The organism is Luteimonas sp. 22616 (assembly GCF_052044325.1).
Classification (GTDB): domain Bacteria; phylum Pseudomonadota; class Gammaproteobacteria; order Xanthomonadales; family Xanthomonadaceae; genus Luteimonas.
This window is the reverse complement of the sequence record NZ_JBQEMW010000001.1, coordinates 138537-157550: the sequence shown is the minus strand read 5'-3', so window position 1 is coordinate 157550 and position 19014 is coordinate 138537. Positions and strand designations below refer to the sequence as shown.

General features: G+C 69.6%; 14 protein-coding genes and 2 pseudogenes. 5 read left to right on the top strand and 11 right to left on the bottom strand.

Features of this window, described 5'->3' with window-relative positions:
• Positions 1 to 209: 209 nt before the first annotated feature.
• The 3 genes from mazG to nudE all read right to left on the bottom strand — a co-directional run bounded on the left by mazG (position 210) and on the right by nudE (position 2548).
• Positions 210 to 1001, bottom strand: coding sequence for a nucleoside triphosphate pyrophosphohydrolase (mazG, locus tag ACTJIL_RS00670; protein ID WP_440755803.1), 792 nt, complete (start codon positions 999 to 1001; stop codon positions 210 to 212).
• Positions 1002 to 1185: 184 nt separating this feature from the next.
• Positions 1186 to 2007: a 3'(2'),5'-bisphosphate nucleotidase CysQ gene (cysQ, locus tag ACTJIL_RS00665; RefSeq protein ID WP_440753700.1), complete on the bottom strand. Its 822-nt coding sequence runs from the start codon at positions 2005 to 2007 to the stop codon at positions 1186 to 1188.
• Positions 1994 to 2548 carry an ADP compounds hydrolase NudE gene (gene nudE, locus ACTJIL_RS00660; protein ID WP_440753699.1) on the bottom strand — a complete coding sequence of 185 codons (555 nt, stop codon included), beginning with the start codon at positions 2546 to 2548 and terminating at the stop codon, positions 1994 to 1996. The genes cysQ and nudE overlap by 14 nt, the downstream gene beginning before the upstream one ends.
• A 53-nt stretch (positions 2549 to 2601) precedes the next feature.
• Between nudE and bioA the strand changes: the two genes are divergently transcribed.
• Complete coding sequence (gene bioA, locus ACTJIL_RS00655) at positions 2602 to 4014, top strand: adenosylmethionine--8-amino-7-oxononanoate transaminase (RefSeq protein WP_440753698.1); 1413 nt, start codon at positions 2602 to 2604, stop codon at positions 4012 to 4014.
• Positions 4015 to 4105: 91 nt separating this feature from the next.
• Positions 4106 to 4840: a 16S rRNA (uracil(1498)-N(3))-methyltransferase gene (locus ACTJIL_RS00650; RefSeq protein ID WP_440753697.1), complete on the top strand. Its 735-nt coding sequence runs from the start codon at positions 4106 to 4108 to the stop codon at positions 4838 to 4840.
• Positions 4841 to 5015: 175 nt separating this feature from the next.
• Here ACTJIL_RS00650 and ACTJIL_RS00645 read toward each other — a convergent pair whose 3' ends face one another.
• The 3 genes and pseudogenes from ACTJIL_RS00645 to ACTJIL_RS00635 all read right to left on the bottom strand — a co-directional run.
• Positions 5016 to 5513, bottom strand: coding sequence for a chemotaxis protein CheW (locus ACTJIL_RS00645; protein ID WP_440753696.1), 498 nt, complete (start codon positions 5511 to 5513; stop codon positions 5016 to 5018).
• A 13-nt stretch (positions 5514 to 5526) separates the two neighbouring features.
• Positions 5527 to 7080: a chemotaxis protein CheB gene (locus ACTJIL_RS00640; protein ID WP_440753695.1), complete on the bottom strand. Its 1554-nt coding sequence runs from the start codon at positions 7078 to 7080 to the stop codon at positions 5527 to 5529.
• Positions 7073 to 9373: pseudogene (locus tag ACTJIL_RS00635) on the bottom strand (response regulator); the annotation flags it as partial. The gene ACTJIL_RS00640 and the pseudogene ACTJIL_RS00635, both read right to left, overlap by 8 nt.
• Positions 9374 to 9615: 242 nt before the next feature.
• Between ACTJIL_RS00635 and ACTJIL_RS00630 the strand changes: the two are divergent.
• Positions 9616 to 10452, top strand: coding sequence for a pentapeptide repeat-containing protein (locus tag ACTJIL_RS00630; protein WP_440755802.1), 837 nt, complete (start codon positions 9616 to 9618; stop codon positions 10450 to 10452).
• A gap of 694 nt (positions 10453 to 11146) precedes the next feature.
• On the opposite strand, the pseudogene ACTJIL_RS00625 reads toward ACTJIL_RS00630, so the two are convergent.
• From ACTJIL_RS00625 to pilG, 5 genes and pseudogenes are all read right to left on the bottom strand, one after another.
• Positions 11147 to 13375 (bottom strand): annotated as a pseudogene (locus tag ACTJIL_RS00625) (Hpt domain-containing protein); the annotation flags it as partial.
• A 62-nt stretch (positions 13376 to 13437) separates the two neighbouring features.
• Positions 13438 to 15459 (bottom strand): methyl-accepting chemotaxis protein, encoded by a 2022-nt coding sequence (locus ACTJIL_RS00620; RefSeq protein WP_440753694.1) that lies wholly within the window; start codon positions 15457 to 15459, stop codon positions 13438 to 13440.
• A 39-nt stretch (positions 15460 to 15498) separates the two neighbouring features.
• A complete protein-coding gene (locus tag ACTJIL_RS00615) occupies positions 15499 to 16083 on the bottom strand; it encodes a chemotaxis protein CheW (RefSeq protein WP_440753693.1) in 585 nt (194 codons plus the stop codon).
• A gap of 2 nt (positions 16084 to 16085) precedes the next feature.
• Positions 16086 to 16451 (bottom strand): response regulator, encoded by a 366-nt coding sequence (locus ACTJIL_RS00610; RefSeq protein WP_440753692.1) that lies wholly within the window; start codon positions 16449 to 16451, stop codon positions 16086 to 16088.
• Positions 16452 to 16470: 19 nt separating this feature from the next.
• Positions 16471 to 16872, bottom strand: coding sequence for a twitching motility response regulator PilG (gene pilG, locus ACTJIL_RS00605; protein WP_027080752.1), 402 nt, complete (start codon positions 16870 to 16872; stop codon positions 16471 to 16473).
• Positions 16873 to 17057: 185 nt separating this feature from the next.
• Between pilG and gshB the strand changes: the two genes are divergently transcribed.
• Both gshB and ACTJIL_RS00595 read left to right on the top strand, forming a co-directional pair.
• On the top strand, positions 17058 to 18014 hold the full coding sequence (gene gshB, locus ACTJIL_RS00600) for a glutathione synthase (protein ID WP_440753691.1): 957 nt from the start codon (positions 17058 to 17060) through the stop codon (positions 18012 to 18014).
• Positions 18015 to 18135: 121 nt separating this feature from the next.
• The gene (locus ACTJIL_RS00595) at positions 18136 to 19014 is read left to right on the top strand and encodes a TonB family protein (RefSeq protein WP_440753690.1); all 879 of its coding nucleotides are present in this window, start codon (positions 18136 to 18138) and stop codon (positions 19012 to 19014) included.

Genomic DNA, 19014 nt, shown 5'->3' with positions numbered 1-19014 from the left:
GCGTGCGGCGCCGGACGGAGTGCCGCCTTCAACTCTGCGGCAGCAAGGCAGGCATGACAACCGCTCGGCACGGCCCCACCATCGCGACGATGGGCGCTCCACCGGACCATCGCCGCTCATGCGGGACGTCCTGCAGGATCAGCAGCAGCTCGCTGCCAGCAGCCGCCAGCGCCGCGCGGGATGCCCCCGTTGCCGCCGCGCCGGATCGATCACTCCGCCGCCGCGCGCTCCCCGCGCTTGGCACGCATCCAGTAGTCTTCCTGCACATCCAGCGGCAGGTCCTGCAGGCGCACGCCCTCGGCCTGGGCGAGCTGTTCCATCGTGCGGAAACGGCGTTCGAACTTGGCGTTCGCGCGCCGCAGCGCGCTGCCGACGTCCACCTTCGCGTGGCGCGCAAGATTGGCGCAGACGAACAGCACATCGCCGAGCTCATCCTCGAGCCGATCGCGCGCCCGCGCATCGCCGGGATTCGCAGCGACGGCCGCGAATTCCTCCTGCATCTCGCCGATCTCCTCGTGCAGCTTGGCGACCACCGGCGCCGGCGACGGCCAGTCGAAGCCGACCCGCGCAGCGCGCTGCTGCAGCTTCACCGCGCGTTGCCACTCGGGCATGCCGCGGGCGATGCCGGCCAGTGCCGAATCGTCCGTGTCGCCCACGCCGGCACGCTCGGCGCGCTTGATCTCCTCCCAACTGCGCAGCACGCCTTCGGCATCGGTTTGTGCGTCGTTGCCGAACACGTGCGGATGCCGGCGCACCATCTTGTCGCTGATCGCAGCCGCCACGTCGGCGAAGCCGAACGCGCCCTGCTCGGCCGCCATCTGTGCGTGGAACACCACCTGCAGCAGCAGGTCGCCCAGTTCGTCCTTCAGCGCCGGCAGGTCGTTGCGGTCGATCGCATCGGCGACCTCGTAGGCTTCCTCGATGGTGTACGGCGCGATGGTCGCGAAGGTCTGTTCGATATCCCACGGGCAGCCATGCTCGCGGTCGCGCAGGCGGGCCATGATGTCGAGCAGGCGCTGGAGGCTGGAGAGTTGTTCGGTCACGATCGACCTTCGGTCAATGTGAATGTTCCGGGCGCCCGCTGTCGAGATCGAGGTCGCCAGTTCCTTCGTGGCTCGTCATTCCCGCGAAAGCGGGAACCCGGCGTCGTTGCTTCCGGAGACATCACGGGGGGCGCAGTCGCCACTACGCGTCCCCGCCCACCCAGTCTTTCCACGGTAGCGCCGGGTCTCCCAGCGCGATGAAGTCGCCGTTGAGCAGCGTGTCGCGCTGGTTGTAGCGCAGCGGACGGCCGCGCGGATCGAGCACGACACCGCCAGCGGCCTCGACGATCGCCTGCCCGGCCGCGGTGTCCCATTCGCTGGTCGGCCCGAAGCGCGGATAGACGTCCATACCACCCTCGGCGAGCCGGCAGAACTTGAGCGAGGAGCCCAGCGCGACCGGTTCGCCCGCGGCACCGGTGGCCGCGGCGATGCGTTCGAGCAGCGCCTCGGTGCGCGCATTGCGATGCGAGCGGCTGGCGGCCACGCGCAGCGGCGCCTGTGCCGGCATGCGGGTACGCAGCGCGACATCGGCATCGCCGTCGCGGCGGAACGCGCCCTGCCCGCGCGCGCCGTGCCAGAGCGCGCCGGTCACCGGCGCCTGGATCACGCCGAACACGACTTCGCCCTCCTCGACCAGGGCGATGTTGACGGTGAACTCGCCGTTGCGCTTGACGAACTCGCGGGTGCCGTCGAGCGGGTCGACCACCCACAGCCGCGACCAGGTGCGCCGCACCGAGGTCGGGATGGTGTCGGCCGACTCTTCGGACAGCACCGGGATGTCCGGCGTCAACGCTTCGAGGCGGTCGACGATGCAGCGGTGGGCGGCGAGGTCCGCAGCCGTCAGCGGGCTGTTGTCGGCCTTGTGCTCGACGTCGAACCCGGTGTCATAGACGCGCAGGATCTCCGCCGCGGCCGCGCGCGCGGTGGCGATGACGGCTTCGCGCAGCGCGTCAGCGACCAGCATGGTGCTGCAGGTATTCGCGCACGATGAACAGCGCGGCGATGGAACGGCCTTCGGAGAATTCCTCGCGCAGGATCAGTTCGTGCAGGGCATCGAGCTTCCACGGCACCACTTCGAGCTCCTCGGGTTCGTCGCCGGGCAGGCGCTTGGGATACAGGTCGCGCGCCAGCACCAGATGGGTCTGGTGGCTCATGTAGGTCGGCGCCAGGGTCAGCGAGCGCAGCACCTGCACGGAATTCGCGCCATAGCCGGCCTCTTCCATCAGCTCGCGGTTGGCGGCGTGTTCGGGGGTTTCACCGGCATCGATGCGGCCCTTGACCAGGCCCAGCTCGTAGCGGTGCATGCCGGCGGCGTACTCGCGCACCAGCAGTACGGTGTCGTCGTCGAGCATCGGCACCACCGCCACCGCGCCGTGGCCGCGGCCATGCAGGCGCTCGTAGCGGCGGCGCTCGCCGTTGCCGAACTCCAGGTCGAGCCGCTCCATGCGGTACGGTCCGGCGTCGTGCTCGGTGATGCCGTGGATGATCGGCAGGCGGCGCGTCATGGATGCGCCCGGACGACGCCGCCGGCCGGCGCGCGGCAGGCGATAATGGCGGGATGAAGAAGAAGGCTCACGATGCGTCGATTCTAAACGACGCCGGCGCCCGCGAGGCCGCCGACTGGCGTTCGCGCGACCTGGCGGTGCTCTGGCATCCGTGCACGCAGATGCGCGAGCATCCGGATACGCTGCCGCTGCTGCCGGTGGCGCGCGGCGAAGGCGCCTGGCTGGTCGGCCACGACGGCAGCCGCACGCTTGACGCGGTCAGCAGCTGGTGGACCAACCTGTTCGGCCACGCCGAGCCGCGCATCGCCGAAGCCGTCGCACGCCAGGCGCACACGCTGGAGCAGGTGATCCTGGCCGGCTGCTCGCACCCACCTGCGGTGGAACTGGCCGAGCGCCTGCTCGCGATCGCGCCGCGCCAGGCGGGGCGCGATCCGCTGGCCAAGGTGTTCTACGCCGACAACGGTTCGGCCGGGGTCGAGGTGGCGCTGAAGATGGCCTTCCACTGGTTCCGCAACCGCGGCGACGAGCCGCGGCGGACGAAGTTCGTGGCGCTGGAGAACGGCTACCACGGCGAGACCATCGGCGCATTGTCGGTGAGCGACATCCCGCTGTACCGGCGCATCTACGCCCCACTGCTGCTCGAACCGCTGTTCGCGCCGTCGCCGGACGCCTACGCGGCGCGCGATGGCCAGGACGCGGCAGCCTGCGCGGAAGAAGCGGCCGACGCGCTGGCGCGGCTGCTCGACGACCATCCTGGCGAGGTCTGCGCGCTGATCCTGGAGCCGCGCGTGCAGTGCGCCGGCGGCATGCGCATGCACGACCCGGTGTATCTGAAGCGCGTGCGCGAACTGTGCGACGTGCACGGCGTGCTGATGATCGCCGACGAGATCGCGGTCGGCTTCGGCCGTACCGGCACGATGTTCGCGTGCGAGCAGGCTGGCATCATGCCCGACCTGCTATGCCTGTCGAAGGGACTGACCGGCGGCTTCCTGCCGCTGTGCGCGGTGCTGGCAACACAGTCGATCTACGACGGCTTCCTCGACGACTCGCGCGAGCGCGCCTTCCTGCATTCGCACAGCTACACCGGCAACCCGCTGGCCTGCGCCGCCGCGCTGGCTTCGCTCGACATCTTCGAGACCGACGACGTGCTGGCGCGCAACCGCGACACCGCGGCGAAGATGGTGAAGCTGGCGGCACCGCTCGCTGACCACCGCCATGTCGCCGACGTGCGCCAGGCCGGCATGATCGTCGCCTTCGAGCTGACCCGCGACGGCAACCGCAAAACGCCGTTCGACCCGTCCCTGCGGGTTGGATTGCGCGCCTACCGCACTGCGCTCGAACGCGGCGTGCTGCTGCGCCCGCTCGGCGACATCCTGTACTGGATGCCGCCCTACTGCATCGACGACGAACAGCTCGCGCTGCTGGCCGAAACCACGCGCGCGGCGATCGAGGAGGCGACGGCATGACCCTCGCCCAACGGCCTGCCGTGGCGCGCGACATGCTGGCAGGCAAGAGCGAATCCCCCGATCGGCCCCTGCCAACGAGCGCGATTCGCCCATGCGCGTGAACCGCGTCCATGTCGAATCCACACTCGCCGTCGGCGCACGCATCGCGCTGCCGGAGGGCACCGCCGCGCACCTGCTGCGCGTGCTGCGCCTGGGCGTCGGCGACGCCTGCGTGCTGTTCAACGGCGACGGCCACAACTACGACGCGCGGATCGTCGCCGCGGGCAAGCGCGACGGCGAGGTCGAGGTCATCGGCATGCGCGTGGTCAACAGCGAATCGCCACTGCGCATCGTCCTGGTGCAGGGCGTCGCCCGCGGCGAGAAGATGGACTGGATCGTGCAGAAGGCAACCGAACTGGGCGTCGCCGGCTTCGTGCCCGTCAGCTCCGACCGCAGCGAAGTCCGGCTCGACGGCGAGCGCGCCGCCAGGCGCCTGGCGCACTGGCGCAGCGTGGTGATCGCCGCCTGCGAACAGAGCGGGCGCGCAACCGTGCCCGACGTGACAGCGCCACTGCCGCTGGCCGCGGCGCTGCCGCACCTGCCGCAGGCGGGCCTGCGCCTGACCCTGGATCCGGAAGCCGCGGACAGCATCGCCACGCTGCCCGATCCGGGCGGCCGCCCCATCGTCATCGCCATCGGCCCCGAAGGCGGCTGGTCGCCGCGCGATCGCTCGGTCCTGGCCGACGCCGGCTTCAGCGGCATGCGCCTCGGCCCGCGCATCCTGCGCACGGAGACTGCCGGCATGGCGGCGATCGTCGCGCTTCAATCGAGATTCGGGGACCTGTAGGTCGGGTTACACCCGCGACGGCTTTTTCCCGCAGTCTCGGGCGTACCAACGAAGGCTTTTGCAGGCCTCGAGGACGTAGCACCGGGCTACGGAACAAAGGCTTTCGCGGGCGTCAGGAACGTAACCCCGACGTAGAACAAGCGCTTTCGCGGGTGCCGGGGGGCGCAGCCCCGACCTACGCCGCCAGCGCTTCGTGCAACGAGGCTTCGACCGCGCCGATATCCGGGATCAGGGCCGCGTCGTCGTTGAGCAGCACGCGGGCCTGCACGCCGTGGGGCAGTTGCTCGGTGTCGCCAGCATCAGCCACCAGCGCGTCGCGCGACACCGTGACCAGGCGCGGGAAGCCCTGGGTCAGGATCGCGAAGTGCGGCAGCTTGACATCGCCGCCCAGTGCCTTGAGCACCACGACCTTGCTGCCCAGGCTGCCCTGCTCTTCGGCCAGGCCGGCGATGCGCGCGAACGACACCAGCGGCAACTGCCAGCCGCGCCAGCGGATCCGGCCCAGCAGCCAGGCCGGCGCGTTGTCCACCGGCTCGGGATCGGCGTAGGACAGGACTTCGGAAATCGTGGCGTTGGGCAGCAGCAGGCGCGCGCCCGCGATCTGGATCAACACGCCACGGATGTCCTGGACGAGCGCGTCGTGGCTGGATGTGGCTTGGCTGGATGTACTCATGCTTGCCTCGATGTCAGGACGGCCAGCGCCCGGCGAGCTGGGCGGCGAGTTCTGCCGGCGGTGCCGTGGTGGCACCGCGCGCGATCAACGCGTTCGATGCGGTCGGGTCGTAGCAGCCGTCCAGCGCCTGGCCCGCGACCATCAGCCCGGCCGGGACGTGCGCCATGGCCGCGTCGACGCTGTCCAGGCTGCTGCCGCTGAGCAGCAACAGCGCGCTGTCGCCGGCCGGCAGCACGCCGAGCAGCGGGCGCGAGCCCGCTTCGTCGGCGACGAACAGCATCCGCGCGCCGGAAAGTTCGACCGACAGGCCCGGCGGAACGAAATGCACGGTGCCGGCATCCGCTACCTGCCCCGCTTCCGCGAGCGCGACCGGCAACCGGGCCGCGCGCCCCATCTGCTTGACCAGGCGATCGTAGCGGCCGCCGTCGAGCTGCAGCTTCACCAGCACCGGGCGCGGGAATCCCTCGGGGATCGCGGCCAGCAGTTGGCGCACCGCGTCGGGTCCACCGAGGCCGCCTTCCACCAGCACCGCGCCGCGCGCCGGGCCCTGGCCGTAGCTGTCGACGTCCACCAGCGACAGCCCGGAGACGCGCTGCTCGAGTGCCTCGAAATCGATCGCGGGCGCGGTGTCCGCCGATGGTGCCGGGGCCGCGTCGGGTTCGCTGGTTTCGAGCGTTTCGACGGAGGCCAGCAGCGCATCGACGTCGACCAGTTCCAGCGTGGTGGCGCGGGCCGCGGCACCGACTCCGGCTCCGGCGGCGATTCCGGATTCATCGCTGCCGTCGAGGTCGATGCTCGGCAGCGAGCCGTCGTCGTCCAGGTCGGCGATCGCGAACCCGGCGGCATCGTCGTCGGGTTCCATGGCATCTGCCATGTCGTCGTCGGGCAAGGCTTCAAAGGTCAGCGTGTCGACGGACAGCGCATCGATGTCGATGCGGTCGTCGTCCGTTTCCAGCGTGGGCAGTGGCTCGTCAGAGATTGCATAGTCAGGCTCGGGCGAGGGATCAACCGCATCCGTGTCCACGTCGACGAGCGCAAGTTTGCTGGCGCCGGCGTCTTCCAGCCGCACATCGGGCTCCAGCCCGTCGTCGCGCGGGACCTCGCCTGCATGCTGCTGCGCTTCGTCCGCGAACGGTGCGATGTCCAGGCCGGCGGCGTTGTCCGGCGTCGGCAAGGGGCCCGGCGAAGGCTGCAGGTCGCCGTCGGCGTCCCAGCCCGGCGGCAATACGTCGTCATGGCGGTGGAGCTTGGCGGCAAGGTGCCGCACCCAGCGCGCCGAGTCCCAGCCGCTGCGCTGCGCGGCCAGCTCGACTTCGTCGAAGATCACGATGATGCCGGGATTCGACAGCAGAGCCTCGAAACGCTCCAGCGCGTCCTCGACCGCCGGTTCCAGCGCCACCAGCACGGCCTGTGGATTGCTCGCGATCGCTTCGGCCGGATCCGAGGACACCGGATCGGCGACCAGGGCGACATCCGCGCCGGCCTGCACGAGCGCGTCGCCCAGGCGGTCGCGGGCCTCGCCCACGCGCGCCAGCAACACCACCCGCGGCGCGCCGCGCTCAGTCATCGCCACGCGGCTGCAGCTTGAGCAATTCGTACACGTTGCGCACGAGTTCGTTTTCCTGGTACGGCTTGCCGAGGTAGCGCTCGACGCCGATCTCGAACGCGCGCTGGCGGTGCTTCTCGCCGGTCCGCGAGGTGATCATCACGATCGGCACGTTGCGCAGGCGCGGGTCGGCCTTCATCGCGGTGGCGAGTTCGTAGCCGTCCATGCGCGGCATCTCGATGTCGAGCAGCATCAGGTCGGGCACCCGGTCGACCATGCGTTCGAGCGCGTCGATGCCGTCGCGGGCGCTGGCGACCTCGAAGTTGTGGCGTTCGAGCACGCGACCGGTGACCTTGCGCATCGTCACCGAGTCGTCGACCACCATCACCAGCGGCACGTGGTGGGCCACTGCGGCCTGCGCCGGCTCGGCTGCCTGCGGCTGCGCGGTGCGACGGCGCACCAGCGGGGCGACGTCGAGGATCACCACGACGCTGCCGTCGCCCATGATCGTGGCACCGAAGATGCCCGGGATCGATGCGACCTGCGGGCCCACCGGCTTGACCACGATTTCGCGGCTGCCGACGATCTGGTCGACCGCGACCGCCGCGCGCAGGTCGCCGGAGCGGATCAGCAGCACCGGCATCTGCAACTGGCCTTCGGCCCTGGCGGCGCCGTGGCCGACCAGTCCGCCGAGATCGTGGACCACGTAATCCTCGCCGCCGTAGGCGTAGCTGGCCCCGGCCTTGCCGAATTCGTCGCGGCCGATGCGGCCAACGCCGCGCACCGAGGCGATCGGCACCGCGAAGCTGGTCTCGCCGATGCGCACGAAGACCGCCTGGGTGACCGCCAGCGTCTGCGGCAGGCGCAGGGTGAAGGTGGTGCCCTCGCCCTCGCGCGAGGCGATGTCGAAGGTGCCGCCGAGCTGGCGCACTTCGCTGGCGACCACGTCCATGCCGACGCCGCGGCCGGCCAGGCGGCTGACCTCGTCGACGGTGGAGAAGCCGGGTTCGAAGATCAGCGCGTCGAGGTCGCTGTTGGCCAGCACCGCGTCGGCGCGGATCAGCCCACGCTCCTCGCCGCGGCGGCGGATCGCCGCGCGGTCGAGGCCGCGGCCGTCGTCGCCGATTTCCAGCACCACTTCCGACCCTTCGCGGCGGACCGCGATGCGCACCGCGCCCTCCTCGGACTTCTTCGCCTTGCGACGCTGGTCCGGGGTTTCCAGGCCGTGCGCGACCGCGTTGCGCAGCATGTGCTCCAGCGGTGCGGTCATGTGCTCGAGCACGTTGCGATCGAGCTCGCCCTGGGCGCCGTCGAGCTTGAGCTGCACCTGCTTGCCGGTCTCGCTGGCGGCCTGCCGGACCACGCGACGCAGGCGCGGCACCAGCGCGTCGAACGGCACCATGCGCGTGCGCATCAGGCCCTGCTGCAGGTCGGAGCTCACGCGCGACTGCTGCAGAAGCAGGGTTTCGTACTGACGGGTCAGGTCGTCGAGCGTGCCCTGCAGGCTCGACATGTCGGCCGCGGACTCGCCCAGCGCGCGCGAAAGCTGCTGCAGGGTGGAGAAGCGGTCGAGTTCGAGCGGATCGAACGTGGCGTCGGCGGTTTCATGCTCGCGCTGGTAGCGGGCGATGATCTGCGCCTCGGTTTCGATGTCGAGCCGGCGCAGCTGGTCGCGCAGACGCATGTTGGTCTGCTCCATCTCGCCCATGGCGCTGCGGAACGCGCCAAGCTGCTGCTCCAGGCGCGCGCGGTAGATCGCGACCTCGCCGGCGTAGTTGACGAGCTGGTCGAGCAGGTCCGCGCGGATGCGCACCTGCTCCTGCGGCGCGCGCACGGCGATGTCGTCGTCGTCGGTGGCGACCGTGTCGCCGATCGGCGCCGACAGCGGCTTGAGCTCCTTGCCCGGTTCCGGCGCGGACGATGCCTGCGACGGCGTGCCTGCGGAAACCGACGACGAGGGCCGGCCAAGGGCGCGGGCGTTGAATTCCTCGATCAGCGTCTCGGACGGATCGATCGCGCGGCGTGCGCCGACGCGGGTGACCATCGCATGCAGCCGGTCGAAGCCGCGTTCGAGCAGCGGGATGCCGTCCTGGCCGAGTTCGCGGCGCTGTTCGACCACCGCTTCGAGCAGCGACTCCATCGCGTGGCCGAGTTCGCCCACGGCCATGATGCCGGCCATGCGCGCGCCACCCTTGATGGTGTGCAGGTCGCGCTGCAGCCCGACCAGCGGTTCGCGCTCGGTCGGGTGCTCCCGCAACTGCGCGAGCAATCCGTCGGAATGATCGAGCAGGTCGCCGGCTTCCTCGACGAAGATGTCCACCAGCTCCGGATCGAGGTCGCCGAGGTCGAAGGCCTCGTCGGGGTCCTCGGAGGCGGCAAGCGCATTGGCCAGAAGGGCCGCGACGGCAGGCTCGGCGGCGTCCTGGTCCCGTTCTTCGGCCGGGATCTTCTCGACGGCCGCACGCGCTGCTTCCAGGCGTTCGGCTTCGGCGCGCTCCGCTTCCAGTCGCTCGGCTTCGAGACGCTGGGATTCCGCGCGTTCGACTTCCGCGCGCTGTGCGGCAAGACGTTCGGCTTCGAGGCGTTCGGCTTCGGCGCGCTCCGCGGCGAGACGTTCGGCTTCGGCGCGTTCGGCTTCGAGACGTTCGGTTTCTGCGCGTTCGGCGCTCAGTCGCTCGATCTCGGCCTGCTCACGGGCAAGGCAATCGGCCTCGGCGTATTCGGCTTCCAGGCGAGCGTATTCCAGTGCTTCCTCTTCCGCGGCAAGACGCCCGGCTTCGGCTTCGGCCTGCTCTGCAGCCAGGCGGGCCTCTTCCAGGATGCGCTCGGCTTCGAGGCGGCCCGTTTCGATGCGATCGATCTCCGCGCGTTCGGCGGCAAGACGCTCTGCTTCGACTTCCACCGCAACGCCGACGACCTCCTGCAGGGGATCGGTTCCGGAACTTTCGGCTTCCGCGCGCTCGGCGGCTTCGAGACGCTCTACTTCAATGCGTTCGGCTTCGAGACGCTCGGCTTCGAGACGCTCGGCTTCGGCACGTTCGGCTTCGGCACGTTCCGCTTCGAGACGTTCGGCCTCGGCGCGCTCGGCTTCGGCACGTTCCGCTTCGAGGCGTTCGGCCTCGACGCGCTCGGCTTCGGCACGCTCGGCTTCGACACGTTCCGCTTCAAGGCGTTCGGCTTCAAGGCGTTCAGCCTCAAGACGCTCGGCTTCGACACGTTCCGCTTCGACGCGCTCGGCTTCGACACGTTCGGCTTCGGCACGTTCTGCTTCGAGGCGTTCGGCTTCGGCGCGTTCCGCTTCGAGGCGTTCCGCTTCGAGGCGTTCCGCTTCCTCGTACGAGCGGTCGTCCGCAATCGTGCGGTCGAGCGCATCCGGGTCGCTGTAGGCCCTGAGGTCGTTGACGGTCAGTTCGACGCCGGCATCGACCAGGCCGATCGGTTCGACCGGTTCGACCGGTTCGGGAGTGGTCGCGGATTCCATCGGCGCAACCGCTTCGGGCAGGCTGTCGCGCAGGGCGACCAGGTGTGCGGCCAGCACCGCGCAAACCGGCACCTGCGGTGCGGGCGCGTGCAGCGCCGCCACTGTGGCGCGGATCACGCCGGCCAGTTCGCCAAGTGCCGCGACGCCTTCGCCAGTGGCGTCCCCGCGCGAGGCGAGCAAGCGCCGGATATAGGCTTCCGCCGGGCTCAGCGCATCGGTGATCGCCGGCACTTCGGTCATCGCGAAGGCCCCGTTCATCGTGTGCACGGCGCGCAGCAGCGCATCGCTCGCCACGGTCGACCCGGATTGCGCCTGCGAAAGCCAGGCGTCGACCGTGGACAGGTGCCCGGCCACTTCGGCGTCGAGGATTTCCAGCAGCAGCGCGTCCACCGATGCCGGCACCGTGCCCTCGCCGGCCGGCGCCTCGGGCGCCTGCGGCACGGCGGCGGTTTCGACGACCTCGGCAGCGGCCTCGGCAGTCGCGCTCGCGACGGAAAGGGGCGCGGCCTGGGTCGGGAAAACTTCCTCGCCTTCGGCGATGCGATCGGCCAGCGCCTGCATGCCTTCGATGTCGGCGCTGACCGCGGCGCTCCCGCGCAGCGCCGCAAGCAGTTGCGGCAGGGTGTAGAACGCCTGGTCGACCATCGCCACCACGGCCGGGCTGGCCGTGCGCGTGCCGTCGAGCACGCGGTTGAGCATGTTCTCGACCTTCCAGCTGAACTCGCCCAGCACGCGTGCACCCACCAGGCGACCACTGCCCTTGAGGGTATGGAACACGCGGCGGATCGGGCGCAGGCGCTCCAGGTCGTCGGGCCGCTCGCGCCAGACCGGCAGCATCTTGTCGAGGTTGTCGATCTCCTCGCCGAATTCCTCGAGAAACACCTCGCGGATCTCGTCGTCGATCTCGTCGCCGGTGACTTCGAAGCCACCGGCGCCGCCCTGGCCACTGGCCACGACCGGTGCAGGCGCGGGCGCGGGCGTGGGCGTGGGCACTGCCTCGGCATGCATAGCGCGCACCGGGTCGGCGCCGCGGTCGATGAACGCGGCGACGTTGCGGTCGATGTCGTCGGCCAGCGCCTGTTCGGCGTCGCGGTCCGATTCCGTCGCCTCGGCAGGCAATTCGTGCGCCGGCTGCATGTCGGGCAGCGGCCAGTAGCCGAGCGATTCGAGGCTGCCGCGCGCGATTTCGAGGATGCTCTCGCGGTTGAGCCGGTTCTCGCGCAGCGCCTCGAGGTAGTACTCGAGGCTCGCCAGCGCATCGGCGAAGGTGTCGAGCTGGCGGCCGTTGGGCACGCGCTTGCGGCCGAGCAGCTCGACCTCGGTATACATGCGCACGCCAGCCAGGTAGGCGGCGGCCTGCGGCAGTTCCAGCATCGCCATGGCGCCGGCGACTTCCTGCAGCAGGCGCGGCACCTCGACCAGTTCCGAGTGGTCCCAGCTGGTCTCGACGAAGGCGACGAAGGCCTGGCGCGCATCGGCGAAGTTGGCGATCGCCTCGCGGGCGATGACTTCGAGCACCTTGCGCGACTCGTTCGAGAACAGGTCGTCCTGGTTGCCGCCGGCACCGGCGTCGCTGTCCCCGAGGCGGGCGACCTGGTCGTCGAGGGTGGCGTCGACATAAAGCAGCGCGCCGGCGACATCGAGCAATGCACCCTCGTCGGCGACGCGGTCGCCGCGGACGATGGCATCCATGGCGTCTCGCTGCTGCTGGACGACGTTGCGCGCGACGCCGAGCCCGAGCATGCCCAAAGTGTCGGCGACGCGGCCCAGCGCCTCGACCTGCGGCTGCAGGGCGGCGACGTTGGGCGCGCTGGTGCGCAGGTGCAGGTCGAGCACGTCCTTGACCCGCAGCAGGTCTTCCTTCACCGCCGCCGAAACGGTGTCGAGCAGCGCGCGGTTGCGGCCGCTCAGGCTGCCCTGGGCGTGGCTGATCTCGCTTTCGGTCGGCTGCGCGGCATCGAGGTCGAACGTCTCGCGCAGTTCCTGCAGCGCCGAATGACGCGCATCGCTGTGGGCGACGTGGTAGAGCAGCTGGCGGGTGGGTTCGAGAGTGGTTTCAGGCCGCGGAATGCCGAAGCCGTCGTCCTCGAACTGCCGGCGTGCCTCGCGCTGCACGCTGGCGAAGGCCTGGCGCAGGCCGGCGGACGGCTTCAGCGCGCCGTCGCGCAGCGCAGCGGCCACGGAACCGGCGACCCACAGCATGCGCCGCGTCTCGTCCTGCTCGGTGCGCACGAACAGCGCGTCGATGACCGCGCCGATTTCCTCGGCGTCCTTCGGCGCGCCGTCCTCGGGCCATTCGGAGATGGCTGCGGAAAGGCGCTCGAGCAGCGGCAGGACTTCGGCGTTGCGGGCGCGTCCCGCCGTCGCGGCGGGCAGGCTCGACGGCAGGGGCCGCGCGAGGTCGGGCGCGAACAGCACGCTTTCGCTCAGGCCGGCTTCGCCGCGCGCCGCGCGCAGTTCGTTGAGCAGCGGCAGCAGGACGATCGGAATGTCCTTGTGGCCGCTTTGCAGGCGCTCCAGGTAATCGGGCAGCAGCACCACGCCGCGCATCAGGGTCGCGCAGGCGCCGTCGCGGTCGCTGACCTCGCCGTGCTGCAGCGCCTGGGCGAGGCGCTCCATTTCCTCGGTCACCATGGCCGGCGCATACAGCTCGACCATGCGCAGCGTGCCCTGCACCTGGTGCAGGTAGCTGGCGCAGAAGCGCATGCGGCTGGTGTCGGCGGGATCGTCGACGAAGCCCTCGATCTCGATCCGCGCCTGGCGCAGGGTCTCGTCGAGTTCCGGCTTCACCCAGCCCAGCGTGGTGTAGTCGATCGCGTCGCGCAATGCAGTCATGGAGTCGCTCCCACGCAGGACGCTGCTTCGAAGGTGGCGAGTGCCTTTCATCACAGGATGCGTCAGGCCGGCAGCTTGAAGTCGGCGACCGAGCGGCGCAGGTCGGCGGCGAGCTGGGCCAGGTTGCCGATCGACTCGGCGGTCTGGTTGGCGCCCTGCGAGGTCTGCGCGGTGATCGACTGGATGGTGTTCATCGTCGCGGTGATGTTGGTCGCCGCCGCCGACTGCTGCTGCGAGGCGCTGGAGATGCCTTCGATGAGCTCGGCGAGGTTGGACGACACGCTTTCGATCTCGCCCAGCGCGGTACCGGCATCCTCGGCCAGGCGCGCACCGGCGACCACCTCGGAGGTCGTTTGTTCCATCGAACTGACCGCCTCGTTGGTGTCGGACTGGATCGCCTGCACCAGCGATTCGATGCGCTTGGTCGCGTTGGACGAGCGTTCGGCCAGTCGCTGCACTTCGTCGGCCACCACCGCGAAGCCGCGGCCCGCCTCGCCCGCCGACGCCGCCTGGATGGCCGCGTTGAGCGCGAGGATGTTGGTCTGCTCGGAGATGTCGTTGATCAGTTCCACGATCGAGCCGATTTCCTGCGAGCTCTCGCCCAGGCGCTTGATGCGCTTGGAGGTTTCCTGGATCTGGTCGCGGATCGAGTCCATGCCGGCGATCGTCTCGCGCACCACGCCCGCGCCCTTGGTCGCGATCTGCACCGAGCGCTGGGCCACGTCGGCCGATTCGGCGGAGTTCTTCGACACCTGGTTGATGCTGGCGGCGATTTCGTTGATGCGGTCGGAGGCGGAGTTGATCTCCTGCGCCTGGTGCTCCGCGGCCTCGGCCAGGTGCATGGCGGTGGCCTGCGTTTCCTGCGCGCTGGAGGCCACCTGCACCGAGGTGTCGTTGATCGTCTGCACCAGGCTGCGCAGCTGTTCGACGGCGAAGTTGATCGAGTCCGCGATCGCGCCGGTCATGTCCTCGGTCACGGTCGCCTTCACCGTGAGGTCGCCTTCGGCGAGCGAACCCATCTCGTCCAGCAGGCGCATGATCGCCTCCTGGTTGCGATTGTTGAGTTCCATCGTGGTTTCGTAGCGCTGCTTCTGGGCGCGGTTGATGCTGAAGATCAGGCCGACGATCGCGATGATGCCCAGCGCGCCGAAGATGATGCTGATCCAGATGTTGCCCAGCAGGCTCTTGTCGCGCAGCGAACCGAAGGCGGTGAACGCCTGGAACAGGTCACGGCTGTCGGCCAGGAGCTTGTCCGAGCCGCTGGTGAGCGAGGCGGCCGCGTTCTGCGCGCTGAACAGCTTCTGCGAGCTGCCGAGGATCGCATCGAGGTCCTTCTTCATCGTCTCCCACTGCGTGGTGGCCTGGTTCAGCGCGGCCACCGCGTTGGAGTTCGACAGCGCCTGCACGTTCATCGCCTGGTCGCCGGCCTTGAGGCCCGCCAGCACCTGCTCGAACACGTTGGCGTCGCGCGCCAGCGCCTGGCCAGCGACCGCGGCACCGGCGCCGCCGGCGCGCACCTCGGTCACGCGGCGGGCGAGGTTGCCGGCCAGCACGTTCTGGCGCAGCGCGATGTAGATCTGCGACGACGGCGAGCCGCTGGACGACATCGCGCGCACCACCTCGTCGAGCTGGGCCTGCAACTGCGGGATCCCCTGGCTGAAGCGGTCGGCGTTGCCGGCCAGCGCCAGCACCGCGGCTTCGCTGGCGATCACGTCGTCGGCGTTCTTCGCCAGCGGCGCCCAGGTCTGGGCGACCTTGGCGATCGGCCCGGACACGCCAGTGGTGTTGCCGAAATTGTTGCTCAGGCCGCCGATGTCGGAATCGACCTCGGCCTTGGTCGCCTTGAACGCGGTGAAGGCCTCGCGGTTGCCCTCGACCGCCTCGCGGCCCTGGTTGGCCAGTCGTTGCGAGTTGAGCTGCAGGTTCGAGGCCGACGTACTGGCGCCGCCCAGCCGCGCCGCCTTCCACGTGGCGTAGCCGGTGTTCGCGCCGAACACGATCAGTGAAATCGCCAGCACGATCAGCCAGAAGTTGGTACCCATGTTGCGGCCTTTGCCGGCAACGGTGTCCATAACAGTGCTCATGATGTGACCTCGGATCCTGCGGTGCGTGCGTTGCGGCGATCAGGCCGCGGCTTGTCTGAATTCGGGTGTGCGGGCCAGCCGGTCCAGGCTGAAGATCCCCCACGCGTGGTCGGCCAGGCGATAGGCCCGGTCGACGAAGTGTGCGTACCGGCCTTCGGTCAGCGCGCTGTCGGGCAGTTCATCGCCTGCAAGCGCCTGTTCTTCGACGAACGAGCGCTGGCCGAACAGTTCGTCGATCGTGACCGCGACATCGCCGCCGGGCTGGCGCACGATCAGCACCCGCTGGCTTTCGTGCAGCACGGTGCGTTCGCCTTCGAGGAACTGCTTGAGGTCGACGGTAGGCAGCAGGTTGCCGCGGATGTTGGCCACGCCCAGCATCCAGGGCTGCGAACCCGGGACCGGCGTGACCTGCGGCATCGGCAGGATCTCGACCACCTCGTCGAAACCCGATGCCAGCCGGCGCTGGCCGATGCGGTAGCCGACGCCGCGCCACAGGCCCGGTGCGTCGAGCTGCTCCGGCAGGCCGGCGACGTGGGCGAGGCTCTTGTGCTCGTACTCGACCAGGATCGCGAACGGATCCGTCGGCGCGGGCGTGACGTGGCGGTCGTGGTGGCGACGGCTCATCGTCAGCTACCGAGCAGCTCGTTGATGCGAGCGACCAGGTCGCCCTCGTCCGGCGGCTTGACGATATAGCCGCGCGCGCCCTGGCGCATGCCCCAGGCCTTGTCGGTCTCCATGCCCTTGGTGCTGACGATCAGCACCGGGATCTGGCTGGTGGCGCCGTCGCGCGACAGCGCACGCGTGGCCTGGAAGCCGTTCATGCCGGGCAGCACCACATCCATCAACACCAGGTCGGGCAGCTCGCGCTTGCAGACCTCGATGCCGTCCTCGGCGCTGGTGGAAGCCAGCACCTGGTGGCCGTTGCGCTGCAACAGCTGGGTCAACACCGCCGTATCGGTCGGTGAGTCCTCGATCAACAGGATTCTTGCCATGTGATGCCTGTCCCCCCGGTCAGGCGTTGACGTGCTTGCGAATGGCGTCGAGGAGTTCCTCGCGCGTGAACGGTTTGGTGACGTATTGCTCGGAGCCCACGATGCGCCCGCGCGCCTTGTCGAACAGGCCATCCTTGGAGGACAGCATGATCACCGGCGTGTGCTTGAACATCTGGTTGTTCTTGATCAGCGCGCAGGTCTGGTAGCCGTCCAGCCTCGGCATCATGATGTCGACGAAGATGATCTGCGGCTTCTGGTCGGCAATCTTGGCCAGTGCCTCGAAACCATCGGTCGCGGTCGTGACTTCGGCCCCCTCGCGCTTGAGCAGGGTTTCAGCGGTCCGGCGGATGGTTTTCGAGTCGTCGATCACCATCACCCGCAAGCCTCCGAGGCTGCCGGCGCGACTGTCGTCTTGCGTCATCTTCGTATTCCCCCATGCGCAGCGCTTCGTGAATGCCGGCGCCGCTGCAAACCGTCTTATATCCCAGTCGGCCGCCACACTGTCAAGCATTCATGCCTGCGCCGCCAGGCTAAATGCCACACAGTCCGCAACATCGTCCCGGTCGCCTGCTAACATTTGTCAGAATCTGCCGCGGAACGCTTGAAATGCCTCTCGACGTCATCGTCGTGATGGACCCGATCGGGTCGATCAAGATCGCCAAGGACTCCACGTTCGCCATGCTGCTGGAGGCGCAACGCCGTGGCCACCGCCTGCACTATGTCATCCCCGGCGGGCTGTCGATGCGCGGCGGCGAGGCGGTGGCACGGGTGGCGCCGCTGACGGTGCGGGACGATCCGCGGGGCTGGTTTGAACTGGGACAACCATCACACCGGACTCCCGGCCCCGGCGACGTGGTGCTGATGCGCAAGGATCCGCCAGTCGACCCCGACTTCATCCACGACACGCTGCTGCTGGGCTTCATGCAGCGCCAGGGCGCCCTGGTGGTCAACGACCCGCAGGGCCTGCGCGACTTCAACGAGAAGCTGGCGGCGCTGGAATTCCCGCAGTGCTGCCCGCCGACCCTGGTCAGCCGCGAGGCCGCAGCGCTCAAGGCCTTCGTCGGCGAACACGGCGACGCGGTGCTCAAGCCGCTCGACGGCATGGGCGGGCGCTCGATCTTCCGCGCCCGCGCCGGCGAATCCAACCTCAACGTCATCCTCGAGACGCTCACAGACGGCGGCCGCCACCTGGCGATGGCCCAGCGCTACCTGCCGGAGATCGTCGACGGCGACAAGCGCATCCTGCTCATCGACGGCGAGCCGGTCGACTACGGCCTGGCGCGAATCCCGCAGGGCGACGAGTTCCGCGGCAACCTCGCCGCCGGCGGCCGCGGCGAAGGCCGGCCGCTGACCGATCGCGACCGCTGGATCGCCGCCCAGGTCGGCCCGCGGATGCGCGAGCGCGGGATGCGCTTCGTCGGCCTGGACGTGATCGGCGACTGGCTGACCGAGGTCAACGTCACCAGCCCGACCTGCATCCGCGAGCTGGATGCGCAATTCGGCCTGAATATCGCGGGGATGCTGTTCGATGCGATCGAGAAGGGACTGGGGAATGGGGAATAGGAAACGACGCGTCGCTCGTCTCCCCTTCCGGCACGACGCGGGCGCGTGCACGGCCCGAAGCATGGGCAAAAGCGGGTAGGCTTCCACGGCTGATCCGCCAGGCCCTCCGACCCATTCCACGATGTCCGCACCCGCTGCCACCGTTTCCGTCATCGGCGACCGCCAGCGCCTGAGCGCGACCATGGTGCTGTCGCTGCTGCTGCACGGGATGCTGATCCTCGGCGTCGGCTTCGCGCTGGACGATGCCGCGCCGGTGCTGCCGACGCTGGACGTGATCCTGACCCAGACCTCCACCGAGCTGACCCCGAAGCAGGCCGACTTCCTCGCCCAGGCCAACAACCAGGGCGGCGGCGAACACGAGAAGACCAACCGCCCGCGCGATGCGCAGGCCGGGGTGGTGGCGCAGGCCGAATCCGGCGTCGCGCCGCGACCGATGCGCGCGCAGTCGCCGTCGGCCCAACCGCCGCCGGAGGCGCGCGTGGTCAGCAGCGCGCGCGCCGAGCAGGCGATGCCGGCGCCCGATGCCCGCCCGCAGGCGGAGGACACACCGCTGCCGCGCGGGCAGGAAAAGATCGACCACGACCTGGCGATGGCGCGGCTGGCGGCCGAGATCCACCTGCGTTCGGAGCGCTACGCCAAGCGGCCGAAGCGCAAGTTCGTCTCGGCCAGCACCACCGAATATGCCTGGGCCGGCTACCTGCGCGCCTGGGTGGACCGGGTGGAACGCGTCGGCAACCTCAACTATCCCGACGAGGCCCGGCGCCGGCAGCTGGCCGGCACCCTGGTGATCAGCGTGGCGATCCGCCACGACGGCTCGGTCGAGCGCGCCGACGTGATCCAGTCCAGCGGCATCAAGCTGCTCGACGCCGCCGCACTGCGGATCGCCCGGCTCGCCGAGCCCTACCCGCCGCTGCCGAAGACCGACGAGAACATCGACGTGCTGCACGTGACCCGCACGTGGAACTTCCTGCCCGGCGGCGAGCTGCTCGACGAGCGCTGA

What these genes read in the sequence shown, in the direction of transcription:
- ACTJIL_RS00610 (WP_440753692.1), bottom strand. Translation starts at nt 16,451, where the DNA reads ATGGCAAGAATCCTGTTGATCGAGGACTCACCGACCGATACGGCGGTG.
- cysQ (WP_440753700.1), bottom strand. Translation starts at nt 2,007, where the DNA reads ATGCTGGTCGCTGACGCGCTGCGCGAAGCCGTCATCGCCACCGCGCGC.
- nudE (WP_440753699.1), bottom strand. Translation starts at nt 2,548, where the DNA reads ATGACGCGCCGCCTGCCGATCATCCACGGCATCACCGAGCACGACGCC.
- pilG (WP_027080752.1), bottom strand. Translation starts at nt 16,872, where the DNA reads ATGACGCAAGACGACAGTCGCGCCGGCAGCCTCGGAGGCTTGCGGGTG.
- ACTJIL_RS00640 (WP_440753695.1), bottom strand. Translation starts at nt 7,080, where the DNA reads ATGACTGAGCGCGGCGCGCCGCGGGTGGTGTTGCTGGCGCGCGTGGGC.
- ACTJIL_RS00615 (WP_440753693.1), bottom strand. Translation starts at nt 16,083, where the DNA reads ATGAGCCGTCGCCACCACGACCGCCACGTCACGCCCGCGCCGACGGAT.
- gshB (WP_440753691.1), top strand. Translation starts at nt 17,058, where the DNA reads ATGCCTCTCGACGTCATCGTCGTGATGGACCCGATCGGGTCGATCAAG.
- mazG (WP_440755803.1), bottom strand. Translation starts at nt 1,001, where the DNA reads ATGGCCCGCCTGCGCGACCGCGAGCATGGCTGCCCGTGGGATATCGAA.
- ACTJIL_RS00620 (WP_440753694.1), bottom strand. Translation starts at nt 15,459, where the DNA reads ATGAGCACTGTTATGGACACCGTTGCCGGCAAAGGCCGCAACATGGGT.
- ACTJIL_RS00650 (WP_440753697.1), top strand. Translation starts at nt 4,106, where the DNA reads ATGCGCGTGAACCGCGTCCATGTCGAATCCACACTCGCCGTCGGCGCA.
- ACTJIL_RS00595 (WP_440753690.1), top strand. Translation starts at nt 18,136, where the DNA reads ATGTCCGCACCCGCTGCCACCGTTTCCGTCATCGGCGACCGCCAGCGC.
- ACTJIL_RS00645 (WP_440753696.1), bottom strand. Translation starts at nt 5,513, where the DNA reads ATGAGTACATCCAGCCAAGCCACATCCAGCCACGACGCGCTCGTCCAG.
- bioA (WP_440753698.1), top strand. Translation starts at nt 2,602, where the DNA reads ATGAAGAAGAAGGCTCACGATGCGTCGATTCTAAACGACGCCGGCGCC.